The 16,261-nt window shown below is 65.8% G+C and carries 15 protein-coding genes; 8 read left to right on the forward strand and 7 right to left on the reverse strand.

The features are described from left to right. Positions 1-56 precede the first annotated feature (56 nt). From KU884_RS09320 to KU884_RS09330, 3 genes are all read left to right on the forward strand, one after another. On the forward strand, positions 57-647 hold the full coding sequence (locus KU884_RS09320; protein ID WP_167782386.1) for a QsdR family transcriptional regulator: 591 nt from the start codon (positions 57-59) through the stop codon (positions 645-647). A 188-nt stretch (positions 648-835) separates the two neighbouring features. Continuing rightward, positions 836-1,684, forward strand: a complete 849-nt coding sequence (locus KU884_RS09325; RefSeq protein ID WP_174813727.1) for a MoxR family ATPase — start codon at positions 836-838, stop codon at positions 1,682-1,684. Between the two features lie 37 nt (positions 1,685-1,721). After that, entirely contained in the window at positions 1,722-2,900 is a 1,179-nt protein-coding gene (locus tag KU884_RS09330) for a VWA domain-containing protein (RefSeq protein WP_167782388.1), read from the forward strand. A gap of 33 nt (positions 2,901-2,933) precedes the next feature. On the opposite strand, the gene KU884_RS09335 is transcribed toward KU884_RS09330, so the two are convergent. From KU884_RS09335 to KU884_RS09350, 4 genes are all read right to left on the reverse strand, one after another. Beyond that, positions 2,934-4,028: a patatin-like phospholipase family protein gene (locus tag KU884_RS09335; RefSeq protein WP_167782389.1), complete on the reverse strand. Its 1,095-nt coding sequence runs from the start codon at positions 4,026-4,028 to the stop codon at positions 2,934-2,936. A gap of 84 nt (positions 4,029-4,112) precedes the next feature. After that, positions 4,113-4,517: a DUF4878 domain-containing protein gene (locus KU884_RS09340; RefSeq protein WP_167782390.1), complete on the reverse strand. Its 405-nt coding sequence runs from the start codon at positions 4,515-4,517 to the stop codon at positions 4,113-4,115. Between the two features lie 139 nt (positions 4,518-4,656). Further along, positions 4,657-5,235 (reverse strand): ACP phosphodiesterase, encoded by a 579-nt coding sequence (locus KU884_RS09345; protein WP_167782391.1) that lies wholly within the window; start codon positions 5,233-5,235, stop codon positions 4,657-4,659. 116 nt (positions 5,236-5,351) lie between these two features. Continuing rightward, positions 5,352-6,629 (reverse strand): DEAD/DEAH box helicase, encoded by a 1,278-nt coding sequence (locus KU884_RS09350; protein ID WP_167782392.1) that lies wholly within the window; start codon positions 6,627-6,629, stop codon positions 5,352-5,354. Positions 6,630-7,064: 435 nt separating this feature from the next. On the opposite strand from KU884_RS09350, the gene KU884_RS09355 reads away from it, so the two are divergent. The 3 genes from KU884_RS09355 to KU884_RS09365 are packed head-to-tail and all read left to right on the forward strand — an operon-like array spanning position 7,065 to position 8,728. Next, the gene (locus KU884_RS09355) at positions 7,065-7,424 is read left to right on the forward strand and encodes a DsrE family protein (RefSeq protein WP_167782393.1); all 360 of its coding nucleotides are present in this window, start codon (positions 7,065-7,067) and stop codon (positions 7,422-7,424) included. A 15-nt stretch (positions 7,425-7,439) separates the two neighbouring features. Then, positions 7,440-7,991 (forward strand): hypoxanthine-guanine phosphoribosyltransferase, encoded by a 552-nt coding sequence (locus KU884_RS09360; protein ID WP_167782394.1) that lies wholly within the window; start codon positions 7,440-7,442, stop codon positions 7,989-7,991. Continuing rightward, a complete protein-coding gene (locus tag KU884_RS09365; RefSeq protein WP_167782395.1) occupies positions 7,991-8,728 on the forward strand; it encodes an S-methyl-5'-thioinosine phosphorylase in 738 nt (245 codons plus the stop codon). The genes KU884_RS09360 and KU884_RS09365 overlap by 1 nt, the downstream gene beginning before the upstream one ends. Before the next feature lie 39 nt (positions 8,729-8,767). Here the strand turns inward: KU884_RS09365 and KU884_RS09370 are convergent, their stop codons facing one another. Continuing rightward, positions 8,768-10,654, reverse strand: coding sequence for an ATP-binding cassette domain-containing protein (locus KU884_RS09370; RefSeq protein ID WP_167782396.1), 1,887 nt, complete (start codon positions 10,652-10,654; stop codon positions 8,768-8,770). 93 nt (positions 10,655-10,747) lie between these two features. On the opposite strand from KU884_RS09370, the gene KU884_RS09375 reads away from it, so the two are divergent. Further along, positions 10,748-11,983 (forward strand): HD-GYP domain-containing protein, encoded by a 1,236-nt coding sequence (locus tag KU884_RS09375; RefSeq protein ID WP_167782397.1) that lies wholly within the window; start codon positions 10,748-10,750, stop codon positions 11,981-11,983. Here the strand turns inward: KU884_RS09375 and KU884_RS09380 are convergent. Together KU884_RS09380 and KU884_RS09385 are read right to left on the reverse strand one after the other, a co-directional pair. Then, positions 11,977-12,201, reverse strand: coding sequence for a SlyX family protein (locus tag KU884_RS09380; RefSeq protein ID WP_167782398.1), 225 nt, complete (start codon positions 12,199-12,201; stop codon positions 11,977-11,979). The genes KU884_RS09375 and KU884_RS09380 overlap by 7 nt on opposite strands. Then, entirely contained in the window at positions 12,198-14,105 is a 1,908-nt protein-coding gene (locus KU884_RS09385) for an ATP-binding cassette domain-containing protein (protein WP_167782399.1), read from the reverse strand. Before KU884_RS09385 ends, KU884_RS09380 begins: the two co-directional genes overlap by 4 nt. A gap of 99 nt (positions 14,106-14,204) precedes the next feature. On the opposite strand from KU884_RS09385, the gene KU884_RS09390 reads away from it, so the two are divergent. Beyond that, positions 14,205-16,235 carry an NADPH-dependent 2,4-dienoyl-CoA reductase gene (locus KU884_RS09390; protein WP_167782400.1) on the forward strand — a complete coding sequence of 677 codons (2,031 nt, stop codon included), beginning with the start codon at positions 14,205-14,207 and terminating at the stop codon, positions 16,233-16,235. Positions 16,236-16,261 lie beyond the last annotated feature (26 nt).

A 16,261-nucleotide genomic window follows, 5' to 3' on the forward strand; every position in this document is an offset into this window, starting at 1 on the left:
CGGCTGCTCACTTTCGGCACCAATCTGGTATGGTGCGGCGAAAACGGGGGGTAACAATGGCCACGAATGTAACGGATTCTGGCCCGGCAGCGGTGATCAACGGCGGGCGCCGGGAGGAGGTACTGCGGCTCGCTCGCGGCATGTTCATGCGCCAGGAGCGCCTGGACGTGGGGGATATTGCCGCCCGGCTGGGTGTCAGCAGAATCACGGTGTACAGGCACATGGGCAATCGCGAACAGCTGGTGTCCGAGGTGCTCTGGTCACTGAGCCGGGCGACCCTGGAGCGCGCCCGCCGCGACTCCGAGCAGGCGGGGGAGGTGGAGTTTCTCCCCATTTATCGGCGCTACAACAGTTATCTCGGCAGCTCGCCACCGTTCCTGCATTTCCTGCGGGAAGAGTCGGCGTTTGCGCTGAAACTGCTGACTCGCCCGGACGGTATGGTGCGGGTTCGTCTCATGGGCGCACTCCAGGAGCTCCTGGACGAAGACATCGAGCTGCGCGGGCATCGCTTCCACCTGGATACGGCGACGCTGGCGTACGTGATCGTCTGCATCGGCGAATCCTATCTGTATCCGCTCATCGCCATGCACGATGAGCCGGACCTGGATCGCGCCACCGAGGTGGTGCGCCTGCTGCTCAGGCCCTGAGGGAGAGGCTGAACCAGTCGGGCTGTGCGGCCAGTGCCGCTAAGGGGCCCGTGTTTCCTGATTCCCGCGCAGCGGCGGCTGCGACGCCCCCGCACCCTCATGTTAGACTCCCGCGTCTGTTACGACGGCCGGTTCACGCAGGTGCGGCCTGGCCGGACGATCCGATGAATTCTCCAAAGGTGAGTGACATGCAATTCAAGGGGACCGAAACCTACGTTGCGACGGATGATCTGAACATGGCCGTCAACGCTGCGGCCACCCTGCAGCGGCCGCTGTTGATCAAGGGCGAGCCGGGCACCGGCAAGACCCTGCTGGCGGAAGAAGTGGCCAAGGGGCTGGGAATGCCTTTCTTCGAGTGGCATATCAAGTCCACCACCAAGGCACAGCAGGGGCTGTACGAGTACGATGCGGTCTCCCGGCTGCGGGATTCCCAGCTCGGTGATGACCGCGTTCACGACATTGCCAACTACATTGTCAAGGGTCCGCTGTGGCACTGCTTCGAGTCGGACACCCAGCCGGTGCTGCTGATCGACGAGATCGACAAGGCGGACATCGAGTTCCCCAACGATCTGCTGCGGGAACTCGACCGCATGGAGTTCTATGTCTATGAGACACAGACCATGGTCCGTGCCAAGCACCGGCCCGTCATTGTCATCACCAGCAACAACGAGAAGGAGCTGCCGGACGCCTTCCTGCGCCGTTGTTTCTTCCACTACATCAACTTCCCCGACAAGGAGACCATGCAGCAGATCGTCGAGGTGCACTTCCCGGGGTTGAAGAAAGAGCTGCTGCGTGAGGCCATGGAGCTGTTCTTCGAACTGCGCGACGTGCCGGGCCTGAAGAAAAAGCCCTCCACCTCGGAGCTGCTGGACTGGTTGAAGCTGCTCATGGCGGAGGATATGGATGCAGAGACGCTGCGTGAGGGCACCAAGCACAAGATGATGCCGCCGCTGCACGGCGCACTGCTGAAGAACGAGCAGGATGTGCATCTGTTCGAGCGCCTGATGTTCATGTCCCGGCGGAAGCAGTCCAACTGAACCGCGGCCCGGGGCCGGTTCCCGGTGGGTGGATACTATGTTGATCGATTTCTTCTTCGAGCTCCGGAAGGCGAACCTTAAGGTCACGCTGACGGAGTACCTCACCCTGATGGAGGCGCTGGACAAGCGCCTGGCCGTGTGCAGCGTGGATGATTTCTACTTCCTGGCCCGCGGTATCATGGTGAAGGACGAGACTCTGTTCGACCGGTTCGATCAGGTTTTCGGGAATTACTTCAATGGAATAGAAAACATTTTTGGGGAAGAACTCGAGGGTGAGATCCCCGAAGAGTGGCTACGGGCCATGGCCGAGCGCATGCTCAGCGAGGAGGAGAAGGCGCAGGTCGAAGCCATGGGCGGCTGGGACGAGCTCATGGAGACGCTGAAAAAGCGTCTGGAAGAACAGACCGACCGCCACGAGGGCGGCAGCAAGTGGATCGGCACCGGCGGTACCTCGCCGTTCGGCGCTCACGGCTACAATCCGGAAGGGGTCCGGATCGGCCAGGACAAGTCCCGGCATCGGCGCGCGGTGAAGGTGTGGGATGAACGCCAGTATCGCAATCTGGACAGCAGCCGGGAACTCGGCACGCGCAATATCAAGATGGCGTTGCGGCGGCTACGCCGGTTTGCGCGACAAGGCGCCGACGAGGTGCTGGACATGGATGACACCATCCGCTCCACGGCCCGCAACGGGGGCTACCTTGACCTGAAAATGGTGCCCGAACGGCACAACGCGGTGAAGGTGCTGCTGTTCTTCGACGTGGGTGGCTCCATGGACGACCATGTCCGGGTCTGTGAGGAACTGTTCTCCGCCGCGCACATGGAGTTCAAGCACCTGGAGTACTACTACTTCCACAACTTCCTGTACGAGGGGGTGTGGAAGGACAGTCGGCGGCGTTTCAGCGCGGTAACGCCCACCTGGGACGTGCTCCACACGTATCCTTCGGATTACAAGGTGATTTTCGTCGGTGACGCCACCATGAGCCCATACGAGATCCTCTATCCCGGTGCCAGCGTGGAGCACTGGAACGAGGAGGCCGGCGCCACCTGGATCCAGCGGGTGCTGGAGGCCTACCCCAAGGCGGTCTGGCTGAACCCCGAGCCGGAGAGCCGCTGGGATTACACGCCGTCCATCAAGATCACCCGCGAGCTCATGGGCGAGCGCATGTATCCGTTGACCCTGGAAGGGGTCGAGCAGGCCATCGAATACCTCAGTTGATCCCCCGCGTGCCGCTGCCCACCCGGAGGCATCTTATCCCCGGGTAGGCAGTGGCTCCAGCCGGGCCGCGAGCGCGTCGCCGGTGACCGTTTCCAGGAAATCGTCGGCCAGGGCACGGGTGGCGTCGGTGGCACGCTGCCAGTCCCGCGTGCGTCCGCGATCGTCGCCGGCGTAACGGTAGAAGTCCTTGCGGTCGGGAATCCGGCCATTGGGCAGGGACGCCAGCCATTCTTCCGACGGTGCCAGTACGAGGACGTCCTGCATGTGCTCCCGGTGTGCCCGCCGCCAGGGCAGGGGTTTGTCGAACCAGCCCGGCACGACCCGCGCCTCGTAATGGGAAAACAGGATGACGCCGCCGGCGGCGTCCAGGGGCAGATCCATCTGGTAGTCGATCAGTCCGCCGTCCCGGTAAACGCCGCGGGGTGCGTCCGGTATCGCCGTCTCTGCCTCCATTACCGATGGAATGGAACCTGACGCCAGCAGCGCCTGACGGAGGTTGCCGCCAGTCAGGGGAATGTGCTCCATGCCGGGATCAAAGGCTGCCAGCATCGGCGATGCCCCGGCGGGGTGGTGGAACAGGGCGCGCCGGAAGAACGCCCTCAGGGCACGGCGGCCCGCCAGATTCGTCAGTCCGGCGGCGGCAAGCCCGGTGTTGAGTGGCAGTGCGCGTTCGCTGGCGACAAGCCCGCGGCTCAGCACGGTCATGACCTGCAGGCGCTGCTGTTGGTTGGCCAGAATTTCGTCGATGCCGTGCTCGCCAAGTACGTGATCGAGAATCGCCCGGGCCTGGTCGCTGATTTCGCGGCGCGTCGGCTTGCCGCTGTAGCGCTGCGCCATGTAGGCCTCTTCGAAGCGCTGAAATGCGGCTTCGGGGGTCTTCTGGGCAGCGCAGGCGAAGCGCCAGGTGGCGATGGACGAACCGATCAGAAAGCGTGACTGTGCCGTCACCGGCTTCAGCCAGCGGCCAAAGATCGCCCGATCCAGATGGTTCAGTGCCAGCCATTTGGGACCGCCGGCTGCGCCGACAAAGCCAGTAACCATGTCCGGGCTGAGGCCATCTCGCTGCAGCCGCGTCAACGACCGTTCACCGGCCAGGAACCGTAGCGGCCCCCTGCGGGAAGATGCCACAAATCTCTCCTTGAAGTGAGAACCGCGTCATCCTCGGGGTCGGGTCATGCCGCGTCAAGGCGTAGCCGGCAGTTCCCCGGCCGGTCAGAGTTGTCCGACCCAGATGTCGTCCTCGCGGACGAAGGTGATGCTGCGCTGTAACTCGGTACCGTCGCCGAAGCGCAGTCGGCCCTCCACGCGCACGGTGTTCTCGTTCACTTCGCCGGTCTCATCGATCAGCACCCTGTCCAGGCCATCGTAGCGGTCGAACTCGGCCTCCACGGCATCGGCGTAGCTGTAGTACGCGCCGCCCCGGAACGTGTCCCCCAGGGCGCCGGCCGGCGCGAGCTTTTCCAGGGCATCCTGTCGGTTGCCGCGGTTGAGTTCGACGAAAAACGATTCGTAGGCGTCGGCGGGTGTGCCTGCATCGGTGCTGCCGTTGCCGCAACCGGCGAGCAGTGCGGTAAGGGCGAGGAGCAGGAGTGAGCGGAACAGTTGCAAGCGCAGCATGGTGGACCTCGCAGACGGAAACAACGGCGGAATCAACCCTCCGGGCAGACACGCTGGCGTCAGTCCTTCCATGGGCCCGAATTCATCGTGCCGCGTTGCGGATCCCGCGTCCAGTGTCCGCGGTGGCGAAGCGAGAACGCTACCTGCGCGGGTTCAGCGTCGCCTCCAGGTCGGCCATCAAGTGATGGAACTGCTCCTCCAGCGCTGTATATTCCCGCTGCAGCACGGGCAGCGCACCGGCCAGACCCGGATCACGGCGCATGCGCCCGCCGATCCGCTCCAGCGCCATGGCAATGATCTCCAGACGACCGTAGCTGCCCAGCCAGTCATGGCTGATCATGCGCGTGATCACCGGCTCGGCGGGCGCGGGCCAGAGAGGGCGGGTACGCTCCAGGCCGGCATAGGCGTCGTCGATGAAGGCCTCCAGTGGCAGGTCGCCGTACCGGGGCCAGTGCTGTACCAGGAAGTGGTCATTGACCATGTCCGTGATAATGCCGGCGGCGCGGCGCCGATCGGCGCCCAGGCATTGGCGGGCGGTGCGCATGGCAGGGTGCTGGTCTGAGAAGCTGTCGACGAAACGGTGGCGCCGAGCGCCCTGGATGACCCGGGGCGGGTACGGTTGCGCCTCCAGCCGGCCTTTGATCCAGTCGCCGGCCAGATTGCCCAGTCGGTGCTGGTCGTCGGCGTCGGCGAAGTGCAGGTGGGCAAGGTAGTTCACTGCGTGGCGACCCCGCTGTGACTGTACGGCGGCGGCCGCAAGCCAACGGCGACGTCCGGGAGCATGACCGCGGAAGCGGCAGTCATGTCCCGGATGGTTCACGCCCCGGAGTTTTCTTAGCTGCCACTGGCCTGGCTGCGCCGCGGTCCGCGATTGCCGGCGCCGGGTTTGCCTTTTGGTCCGCCCCGGTTGCTGGGTGGGCGCTTGGGCATCTTCGGCGGCTTGGGGTCCACCAGCATGTCGTCGGTGACCACCTCCGACGGGATCTTCTGATCGATGTACTTTTCGATGTCCGGCAACGAGTAGACGTACTGGTCGCAGGCCAGGGACATGGCGTCACCGCTGGCGCCGGCGCGCGCCGTGCGGCCGATCCGGTGGACGTAGTCCTCGGCTTCCTGGGGCAGGTCAAAGTTGATGACATGACTCACCGCCGGAATGTGCAGACCGCGGGCTGCAACATCTGTCGCGACCAGAATCGGCAGTTCACCTGTCTGGAAGCGCTTCAGCAGCTTCTCCCGCTTGGTCTGCGGGATGTCACCGGAGATGACCTCGGCGTCGTAGTCATTGCCGCGCAGATAGCCCACCACCTGGTCGGCGGCGCGCTTGGTGTTGACGAAGACGATGGTGCGCTCGGGGGTGTGCTGCCGGAACAGCCCCAGCAGCAGCTTGATCTTGTCTTCCTTGGGCACGTGGAAGAGCTTCTGGGTGACGTTCTCGGCGGTGACGTACTCGCTCTCGATGCGCACGATCTCGGGATCGTTCATGTGCTCGTAGGCCAGTTCCATCACCCGGTGGGAGAGGGTGGCCGAATAGAGCATGTTGATGCGCTTGTCCGGCGGGGGCATCTTCCGCAGCAGGTAGCGTATGTCGTCGATGAAACCGAGGTCGAACATGCGGTCGGCCTCGTCCAGCACCACGACTTCGATGTTCTTCAGGCTGAACACTTTCTGCTTGTAGAAGTCGATGATGCGGCCCGGCGTGCCGATGATAATGTCGGCTTCGTTCTCCAGGGCCTTGCGCTGGCTCTCGTACCCGGTGCCGCCGTAGACGGCGACGCATTTCAGGCCGGTGAAGCGGCCGAGCTGTTCGGCGTCCTTGTGGATCTGCAACGCCAGTTCCCGGGTGGGCGCCAGGATCATGGACCACGGCCCGCGCTTGCCTTCTTCCACCGGCGTTTCCATGAGGTAGTGCATGGTTGCCAGCAGGAAGGCGGCAGACTTGCCGGTGCCGGTCTGCGCCTGGCCGGCCACGTCGCGCCCCTGCAGGGCGAGCGGCAGGGTGGCGGCCTGGATGGGCGTGCAGTGGGTGAAGGATGTTTCGTCGATACTGTCCTGCAGGCTCGGCGTGAGCGCCAGGGACTTGAAGGTTACGTCGGTCATGTGGTCGTTTTCCATGGCGCGGGAGCATACCGGAAAAGTCGTTCGTTGTCGTGGGGGCTGGCTCAACATCATTTAGTGCGAGTGTGATGATGGCTGGCGCCAGGGTCGGGGGTCGAAGGTGAGCGTCGGGAGCACGGTTGGGGCTCCGGAGCTCCGCCTAACTTTTCTTCTGGCGAAGAAAAGTTCCCTTCACTCCGGCCTGGCCGGCTTACAGCGCATCCATGCGCTGGGCGCCGGTGGCCGCATCCCTGCGGCCACCCCTTCGGGGCCGGACAGCCTGCGTTCCGGGGCTGCGCTAGTCGCCCCAACCGTGCTCCCGACGCTCACCTTCGACGTGGCTGCATTATCGGTTGAAGGCTTCTTTTAGATGCAGCCCGCCCCCGGGATGGTTCAGGGTAGGGGCTTGGTGTATCGTTCGCCTTCATTCGGGACGAGCCTGTGGGGTGAGGAATGGCCCGGCGGCTGGTGATGACACTGCTGAATACGCCTCCCGGCAACGCCGCGGCGCCCATCGCCCAGGCGGCGGTAGCAGCCGCCCTGGCTGCGGAGGTGACTGTGGTGTTCACGGGGGAGTCCGGGCGTATCGCCATCAACGGTGTTGCTGCCGGGGAGGATTCCGCCGATGGCACCGGGCGGTCGCTGCACGATGTGATTCGGGACGCGGTGGAAGCGGGCGTGGAATTCCGCGTCTGCTCACCGGCACTGGCACGGTTCGGTGATGATCTGATCCCGGAAATCAGCGAGGTGGTCGGTGCCGCCTGGCTCATGAGCCAGGTGCTGGAGCCGGATACCGTGACGTTGACGTACTGACAGGCGGAGACAGGCATGAATCAGGAGCAGGTACGGGCTGCGCTGGAGGGTGCCGAGCGGATCCACGACGGCGCAGCCGTCGAGCGGGCCCTGGCACGCATGGCCGCGGAGATTACCGTGGACATGGCCGACCGGCTGCCACTGGTGCTGTGCGTGATGATCGGCGGACTGGTGCCGGCCGGGCGGCTGCTGCCGCTGATGAACTTTCCCCTGGAAGTCGATTACGTGCACGCCACCCGGTACCGGGGCGAAACCTCCGGTGGCGAGCTGGTGTGGCAGGCGAAGCCGCACACCGCCCTGGCGGGTCGCTCGGTGCTGATCATCGATGACATCCTTGACGAGGGCCACACGCTGGCCGCGCTGCAGGCGTTCTGCCACGAGGAGGGGGCAAGGGATGTCCGCACGGCGGTGCTGGTGCGCAAGCAGCATGATCGCTGCCGGCCGGATGTCCGCGCGGACTACATCGGGCTGAACGTGGACGATCGCTACGTGTTCGGCGCCGGCATGGATTACCACGGCGTCTGGCGCAACGTGGATGGCATCTACGCGATTCGAGAGGAGGACTGATGGGCGTCGCAATCATTGGCGGCACCGGGCTGACCACACTGGAGAACCTGGAGATCACCCACCGGGAGGTGGTTCACACCCCCTACGGCGAGCCGTCGGGGCCGATCACCCACGGCATCCTTCATGGTCGCGAGGTGTTGTTCCTGGCGCGTCACGGCTACGGTCACACGATACCGCCCCACCGGGTGAACTACCGCGCCAACATCTGGGCCCTGCAGCACCTGGGCGTGGACCGGCTGTTTGCCGTGGCTGCGGTGGGCGGCATCGGCAATGCCATGAAGCCGGCGCGGATCGCCTTTCCGGATCAGATCATCGACTACACCTGGGGACGCAACCACACGTTCTTCGAGGACGATCTGGCCCATGTGACCCACATCGACTTTACCTACCCCTATGATGACGCCATGCGCCAGCTGCTGATCGAGGCGGCCCGTGAGGCGGGCATCGATGCGGTGGAAAGCGGAACCTACGGCGCCACCCAGGGACCGCGTCTGGAGACGGCCGCCGAGATCCAGCGATTGCAGCAGGACGGGTGCGATCTGGTGGGCATGACCGGCATGCCCGAGGCCGCGCTGGCGCGGGAGTTGGGCATGGCGTACGCAACCAGCGCCGTGGTGGCGAACTGGGGTGCCGGGCTGCAACCGGAGCCCATCTCCATGGCGGATATCGAAAGACACCTGGAGGATGGCATGGATCGGGTCAAGCAGTTGCTGGGCGCGCTGATACCCAGCCTTTGACTGGCAGCCAATAACTGTCAGGCCCAGCCGGAAAACCGCTCAGCCCTCGAGCTGCTCCCAGCGGGCGTAGGCCTGTTCCAGGGCGTTGTCCAGCTCCTGCAGGCGTCGCCCGGCCTCCGCCACCGTGTCCGCGTCACTGCGGTGAAAGTCCGGATCGGCCATTCGTTGCGAGAGTGCCGTGTGCTCCGCCTCCAGCGCCTCGATTCGCTCGGGCAGCTCCTCGAGTTCGCGTTTGTCCTTGTAGCTGAGTTTTCTCGCGCTTCTCGGTGGCTCGGGCGTGGCATCCGGTGTCGGCGCGGGTGCCGCCGCGCCCGGGCCGGGCGCATCTCGCGGCGGTTCCGGGCGCTGGCGTAGCCAGTCGTTGTAGCCGCCGACGTAGTCGCGGACCCCGCCGTCGGGGTCGAAGGCGATGCAGCCGGTGACCACGTTGTCCAGGAATTCCCGGTCGTGGCTGACCAGCAGCAGGGTGCCGTCGAAGTTCACCAGTTGCTGTTCCAGCAGGTCCAGCGTTTCCAGATCCAGATCGTTGGTGGGCTCGTCCAGGACCAGCACGTTGGCGGGCCGGGTGAACAGCCGCGCCAGCAACAGCCGGCTGCGTTCGCCCCCGGACAGGGAGGACACCGGCACACGGGTGCGTGAGGGTTCGAACAGGAAGTCCTGCAGGTAACTCACCACATGGCGCTCCTGGCCGTTAATCCGCACCGCGTCGCGACCGCCGCCGACGGTGTCACGGACCGTGGCATGGGGGTCCAGGGATTCCCGGAGCTGATCGAACCAGGCCACTTCCAGATTCGTGCCGCGTCGGATGCGGCCCGCCGTCGGTTCCATCTGGCCGAGCAGGACGCGCAGCAGCGTGGTCTTGCCGCAGCCGTTGGGACCGATCAGGCCCACCTTGTCGCCGCGCTGGATGGTGGTGGAGAAGCCGGAGAACAGCGTCTCGCCTTCGTACCCGCCGCTGATGGCGTCGGCCTCGATGACCAGCTTGCCGGAGCGCTCGGCGGTCTGTGCCTCCATGCGGGCGTTGCCTGCCCGCTGGCGGCGCTCGCGGCGCTCCTCGCGCATGGCCTTGAGAGCGCGGACGCGCCCCTGGTTGCGGGTACGCCGCGCCTTGATGCCTTGGCGGATCCACGCCTCTTCCTTGGCCAGCTTGCGGTCGAAGCGTTCCTGTTGCTGTTCCTCGGCCTCCAGCGCGGCCTCCCGTCGCTCCAGGTACTTGTCATAGTTGCCGGGCCAGCTTGTGAGCTGTCCGCGATCCAGCTCGATGATGCGGGTGGCCAGGCGCCGCAGGAAGGCACGGTCGTGGGTGATGAACAGCACCGTGCCGCGGTAGCCGAGCAGCAGACGCTCCAGGCGGTCGACGGAGTCGATGTCCAGGTGGTTGGTGGGCTCGTCCAGCAGCAGCAGGTCCGGTTCATCCACCAGCGCCCGGGCCAGCAGCACCCGGCGACGGCGACCGCCGGAGAGTTCGTCGAACGGGAGGTTGCCGTCCAGCTCCAGGCGGCTGAGCACGGCGTCGATATTCGATGCCAGCTGCCAGCCCCCGGCCTGCTCGATACGGTGCTGCACGGCGTCGAACTCCGCCGCCGCGGCGTCGTCGCCGGCGCCCAGGCGCCCGCTCAGGGTCTCCCAGCGCTGCAGGTCCACGCCCACGGGACCCAGCCCCTCGGCAACCACCTCGCGCACGGTCCGGTCGCCCAGCCCGGGCACATCCTGCTCCATCCGCGCCACCCGCAGGCCGTCACGGTTCAGTACCCGGCCACTGTCCGCCTCCTGGGTGCCCTCGATGACCTTCATCAACGTGGATTTGCCGGTGCCGTTGCGGCCCAGCAGGCAGATGCGCTCGCCGGTCTGGACTTCCAGGTTGACCCGGTCCAGCACCGGGGGACCACTGAACGCCAGAGTGATATCCTGTAGCTGGAGCAGCACATTACCTCCGGAAGTGCGGGTTGACGGGGACGGAACACTAACACACGCCAGGCTTCTCCGGGCCGGGCGCTTGCCGCGCGGGGCAGGGGACCAATGACGGAACAACGCATAACAACCGATGCGCTGCGTCTGGGTATGTATGTCTTCCGTCTGGATCGGCCGTGGGTGGAGACACCCTTCGTGTTTCAGGGCTTCACCGTTGAACGTGACGAGGACCTGCAGACCCTGCGTTCCCTCTGTCGGGAGGTCGTGGTAGACGCCGAGCGCTCGCGGGTTCAGGTGCCGGCCAACGGTGCCGCCCCGCGTCGCGCCGACGCCAAGCGGACCAGCAAACCGGTGTTCCGGGAGGCGGTGCAGGCCGCGGCCAGGACGCGGGGACGGGGACATCGTTTGATCAAGCGCCTGTTCCAGGACATCCGCCTGGGGCATAGTGTTGACACCGCAGAGGCCCGGGCCGTGGTCGCCGAGATGGTGGACAACATCACCCGGGATGCCGATGCCAGCCTCTGGATCACCAATCTCAGGAACCGGGACGAGTACACCTCCCTGCACTGCCTCAACGTCTGCGTACTGACGCTCGCCTACTGCCGCCATCTGGGGTATGAGCGGGAGGAACTGGAGCGTATCGGTCTGGGCGCGCTGCTGCATGACGTGGGCAAGGCGCGCGTGCCCAAGGAAATCCTCAACAAGCCGGGGCGCCTGACCGATGAGGAGTTCGCGGTCATGAAACGCCATACGGTGGATGGCTACGACATGCTGTCGGCGACAGGCACTCTCCCGGATCTGACGCTTCGCATCGTGCGCTCCCATCATGAGCGGGTCGGCGGCCACGGCTATCCGGACGGGCTGGCGGCGCGGGACATACCCGAGCCCGTGCTCGCGGTGGGCATCGCCGATGCCTACGATGCTCTGACCAGCGATCGCCCCTACAAGGACGGGCTGCCGGCGGAGAAAGCGCTGGGGATTCTCCACAGGGAGGCGCCGGAGGAATTCGGTGAGGAGCTCATGGAAGGGTTTATTCGCTGCGTGGGCATCTATCCCGTGGGGAGCCTGGTGGAACTGGACAGCGGGGCTCTGGGGCTGGTGATCTCCGCCGAGCCTGCGAACCGGCTCTCCCCGCGGGTGCTGCTGGTACGGTCCCCGGACGGGCAGATGGTGGAAGAGCGCCGTATCATTGACCTGGCGGCGCAGCGGGAGACGGCCCGAGTGCGGCGGGTGGTGCAGCCCCGAGAGGTGGGCGTGGACGTGCAGGCGGTCATGCTCATGGAGTCCGGCCTCGTACGTGCCGGCAGTCTCCCGGTGGATCTCCCGGGCACGGGGGATCAGTAGTGGGGTGGCGGTGGGTCCGTTGACTCGCCGCCGTCACCCTCTGTGTTCGGTTCCTCCAGGCCCTGCAGTCGCCGGCGGAGCTGTTCGATGTGCTCGTGGAGCTGGTCCATGATGCGCTGTTGACGCACCAGCGACTCTGTCAGGGCGTCGATGGTGTCCTCCTGGTGCATCAGGCGGATTTCCAGATCCGCGAGACGGTCGCTCTCCTCGTTGCTCATGCCGGGTCGTTCTCCGCGTTCTCCAGACGTTCCAGCGCTTCCATCCACTCGCTCTCGGCGTCCTGCATGCGACCGCGCAGCTCCCCCTGCTGTTGCAGCACCCGCTGGAGTTCCTCGCTGGCGTCGGTCTCGTACAGCCCGGGATCAGCCAGGGTTGTCTCGATGGCCTGCAATTCGGCGGTGAGTTTGTCGACGGCCTTCTCCAGCCGCTGTACCTCCCGCCGCAGTGGCTGGAGCTCCTTGCGCTGCTGCGCCTTCTGTTTCCGTTGTTCGCGGCGCCCCGTCGCGGGGCTGGTGCTGGCGCCGCGGGACGGCGCGGGTTTGTCCGCGGCAGAGCGGCGCTGCGCCAGCCAGCTGGCGTAGTCGTCCAGGTCACCGTCGAAGCTGTCCACCGAGCCGTCGGCCACCAGCACGAGGCGGTCGGTGGTGCTGCGCAGCAGGTGCCGGTCGTGGGCGATCACCACCAGCGCACCGGTAAACTCCTGCAGCGCCAGGGTCAGGGCATGGCGCATGTCCAGATCCAGGTGGTTGGTGGGTTCGTCCAGCAGCAGTACGTTCGGGCGCTGGTAGACCAGCATGGCGAGCACCAGTCGCGCCTTCTCGCCACCCGAGAAGGGGGCCACCGGTGCCAGCGCCATGTCCCCCTGAATGCCGAAGCCACCGAGGAACTTGCGCAGGTCCAGTTCCCGGGCGGCCGGGTCGAGCCTTTGCAGATGGACCACCGGCGAGGCACCCAGGTCGAGCTGTTCCAGTTGGTGCTGGGCGAAGTAGCCGAGCTTGAGTTGCTGCGCCGGTTTACGCTCGCCCCTGAGCAGTGGCTGGTCACCGGCGAGCAGGCGCACCAGTGTGGACTTGCCGGCGCCATTGGGCCCGAGGATGCCAACGCGATCACCGGGGGACAGGGACAGGTTGATGTTGTCGACCACCGGTGTCTGGTCGTAGCCGGTGGCGGCGTGTTCCACCACCATCAATGGCCGCGGCAGGTGCTGGGGTGACCGGAACGAGAAGTTGAACGGGGAATCCACATGGGCCGGTCCCAGCTCCTCCATGCGCTCCAGGGCCTTGACCCGACTCTGCGCCTGGCGCGCCTTGGTGGCCTGAGCGCGGAAGCGATCGATGAATCGCTGGATGCGAGCGATCTCCTCCTGCTGCTTTTCGTAGGCGGCCTGCTGCTGGGCCAGGCGGACGGCGCGCTGGCGCTCGAAATCGGAGTAGTTGCCGGTGTAGCTGTTCATGGTGCGCTGTTCCAGGTGCAGAATGCGCCCGGTAACCGCGTCCAGGAAGTCGCGGTCATGGGCAATAAGCAGCAGGGTGCCGCCGTAGCCGCGCAGCCAGTCCTGCAGCCATAGCACCGCGTCCAGATCCAGGTGGTTGGTGGGCTCGTCCAGCAGCAGCAGGTCCGAGCGGCACATCAGCGCCTGGGCCAGATTCAGCCGCATGCGCCAGCCCCCGGAAAACGCCGCCACGGGTGTGTTTTCCTGTTCCGGGCCGAAGCCCAGTCCGTGCATCAGCGCACCGGCCCGGGCGCGTGCGCTGTAGCCATCAATGGCATCGATGCGGCTGTGTAGCGCCCCCATGCGTTCGCCGTCGCCGTCCTCTTCGGCCCTGGCAAGGGCGGTTTCTATCTCCCGCAACTCGGCGTCGCCATCCATGACGAATTCCACCGCAGGGCGGTCCGTGGCCTCGAGTTCCTGGGCAACGTGGGCCATGACCAGGTCGGGGGGCATGGAGCATTCGCCGGCATCCGGTTGCAGCTCGCCACGGATCAGCGCAAACAGGCTGGATTTGCCGGTGCCGTTGGCACCCACCAGGCCGACGCGCTCGCCGGTGCGGATGATGGCGTTGCCGTCTTCGATCAGGGCCTCGCGGCCGCGACGCAGGGTGAGATTGACCAGGTTGAGCATGGGAGCGGAGTGTACCAGTCCGCTCCCGGCCCGGCACGGGGTCACTGTTCAATACGGTACCGAATGGTTATGGTAGTGGCTTTTCCGGCAGGGGCGCCCATGAGCCAATACTATCCCCACCTGATGCAGCCGCTGGACCTGGGTTTTACGCGACTCAGCAATCGAGTGTTGATGGGGTCCATGCATACAGGGCTCGAGGACCGGCGGCGGGACTACGAGAAACTGGCGGTGTACTTTGCCGAGCGCGCCCGTGGTCAGGCCGGGCTGATCGTGACCGGCGGTATCGCACCCAACCTCCGTGGCTGGCTGGCGCCGTTCTCGTCCAAAATGACCAGCCGCATGGAAGTGGGCCGGCACCGGCTGGTGACCCAGGCGGTGCACGACGAGGGCGGCAAAGTGTGCATGCAGATCCTGCACGCCGGACGGTACGGTTATCACCCCCTGAGCGTTGCCCCTTCCGCCATCAAGGCACCCATTAACCCGTTCACGCCGAAGGCCCTGAGCCGGGCCGGCATCGAACGCCAGATCCGCGCCTTCACCCGCTGCGCGCGGCTGGCCCGGGAGGCCGGTTATGACGGTGTCGAGATCATGGGCTCCGAGGGCTACCTGATCAATCAGTTCGTGGCCCCGCGCACCAATCACCGTACCGACGAGTGGGGCGGCAGCTTCGACAACCGTGCCCGCTTTCCGCTGGAGATCGTGCGCCGGGTACGGGAAGCGGTGGGGCACGACTTCATCATCATCTTTCGCCTGTCCATGCTGGATCTGGTGGAGGGTGGCAGCACCTGGGAGGAGGTGGTCCAGCTCGGTCAGGGCATCGAGGCCGCGGGCGCGACGCTGATCAATACCGGCATTGGCTGGCACGAGGCCCGGGTGCCCACCATCCAGACCAGTGTGCCCCGCGGCGCCTTTAGCGGGGTGACCGCACGCATGAAGGAGCATCTGTCGATCCCTCTGGTGACCGTCAACCGCATCAACATGCCCGACGAGGCCGAGACGATTCTCGCCCGGGGCGAGGCGGACATGATCTCCATGGCGCGGCCGTTCCTGGCGGATCCCGACTGGGTAGAGAAGGCCGCCGAGGGGCGCAGCGACGAGATCAATACCTGCATCGCCTGCAACCAGGCTTGCCTGGACCACGTGTTTGAGCGCAAGCGCGCCAGCTGTCTGGTCAATCCCCGCGCCTGTCGCGAGACGGAGCTGAACTACATTCCCACGCGGGTTCCGAAGCGGGTCGCGGTTGTCGGTGCCGGACCGGCGGGGCTGTCCTGCGCCACGGTGCTGGCGGAGCGCGGCCATGAGGTCAGCCTGTTCGACGCCGCCGAGAGTATCGGCGGCCAGTTCAACATGGCCCGCCGGATCCCCGGCAAGGAGGAGTTCAACGAGACCCTGCGGTATTTCCGTACTCGTATCGGCACCACCGGGGTGGATCTTCGTCTCGGCCGCCGTGTTACGGCGGAGGAACTGCTTCAGGAGGATTTCGAGGAGATCGTGCTGGCAACGGGGGTGACACCGCGCATCCCGGAACTGCTGGGCATCGATCATCCCAAGGTCCTGTCGTATGCGGATGTACTGTTACGCCAGCGCGAAGTAGGTGCGCGGGTGGCGGTCATGGGGGCCGGCGGCATCGGGTTCGATGTAAGCGAGTACCTCACCCACGGCGACAGCCGCGCCAGCGAAGAGCCGGACGCGTTTTTTCGCGAGTGGGGCGTTGATGTCAGCGCGCAGGCGCGGGGCGGTGTCGAGGGGGTGCAGCCGCAGCCGGCGCCATCGCCACGGGAGGTGTACCTGCTCCAGCGCAAGACGGAGAAACCGGGCCGGCGGCTGGGCAAGACCACCGGCTGGATCCATCGCGGCAGCCTGCGCGCCAAGGGCGTTCACATGCTCGCCGGTGTCAGCTACGAGCGGATCGATGATGACGGTCTGCATGTCACCATCGACGGGGAAGCGCGACTCCTGGACGTGGATCACGTAGTGGTCTGCACCGGGCAGGAATCCCTGCGCGAACTGGAGGCACCACTGTCCGGGAGCGGGCGGCCGGTGCACCTGATTGGCGGCAGCAACGTGGCCGCGGAACTCGATGCCAAGCGCGCCATCGACGAGGGAACCCGACTCGCGGCCCGGCTCTGAGTCCCAGGCTGCCTGTTGGCTCTGTG

This window comes from Aquisalimonas sp. 2447 (genome assembly GCF_012044895.1).
GTDB lineage: Bacteria > Pseudomonadota > Gammaproteobacteria > Nitrococcales > Aquisalimonadaceae > Aquisalimonas.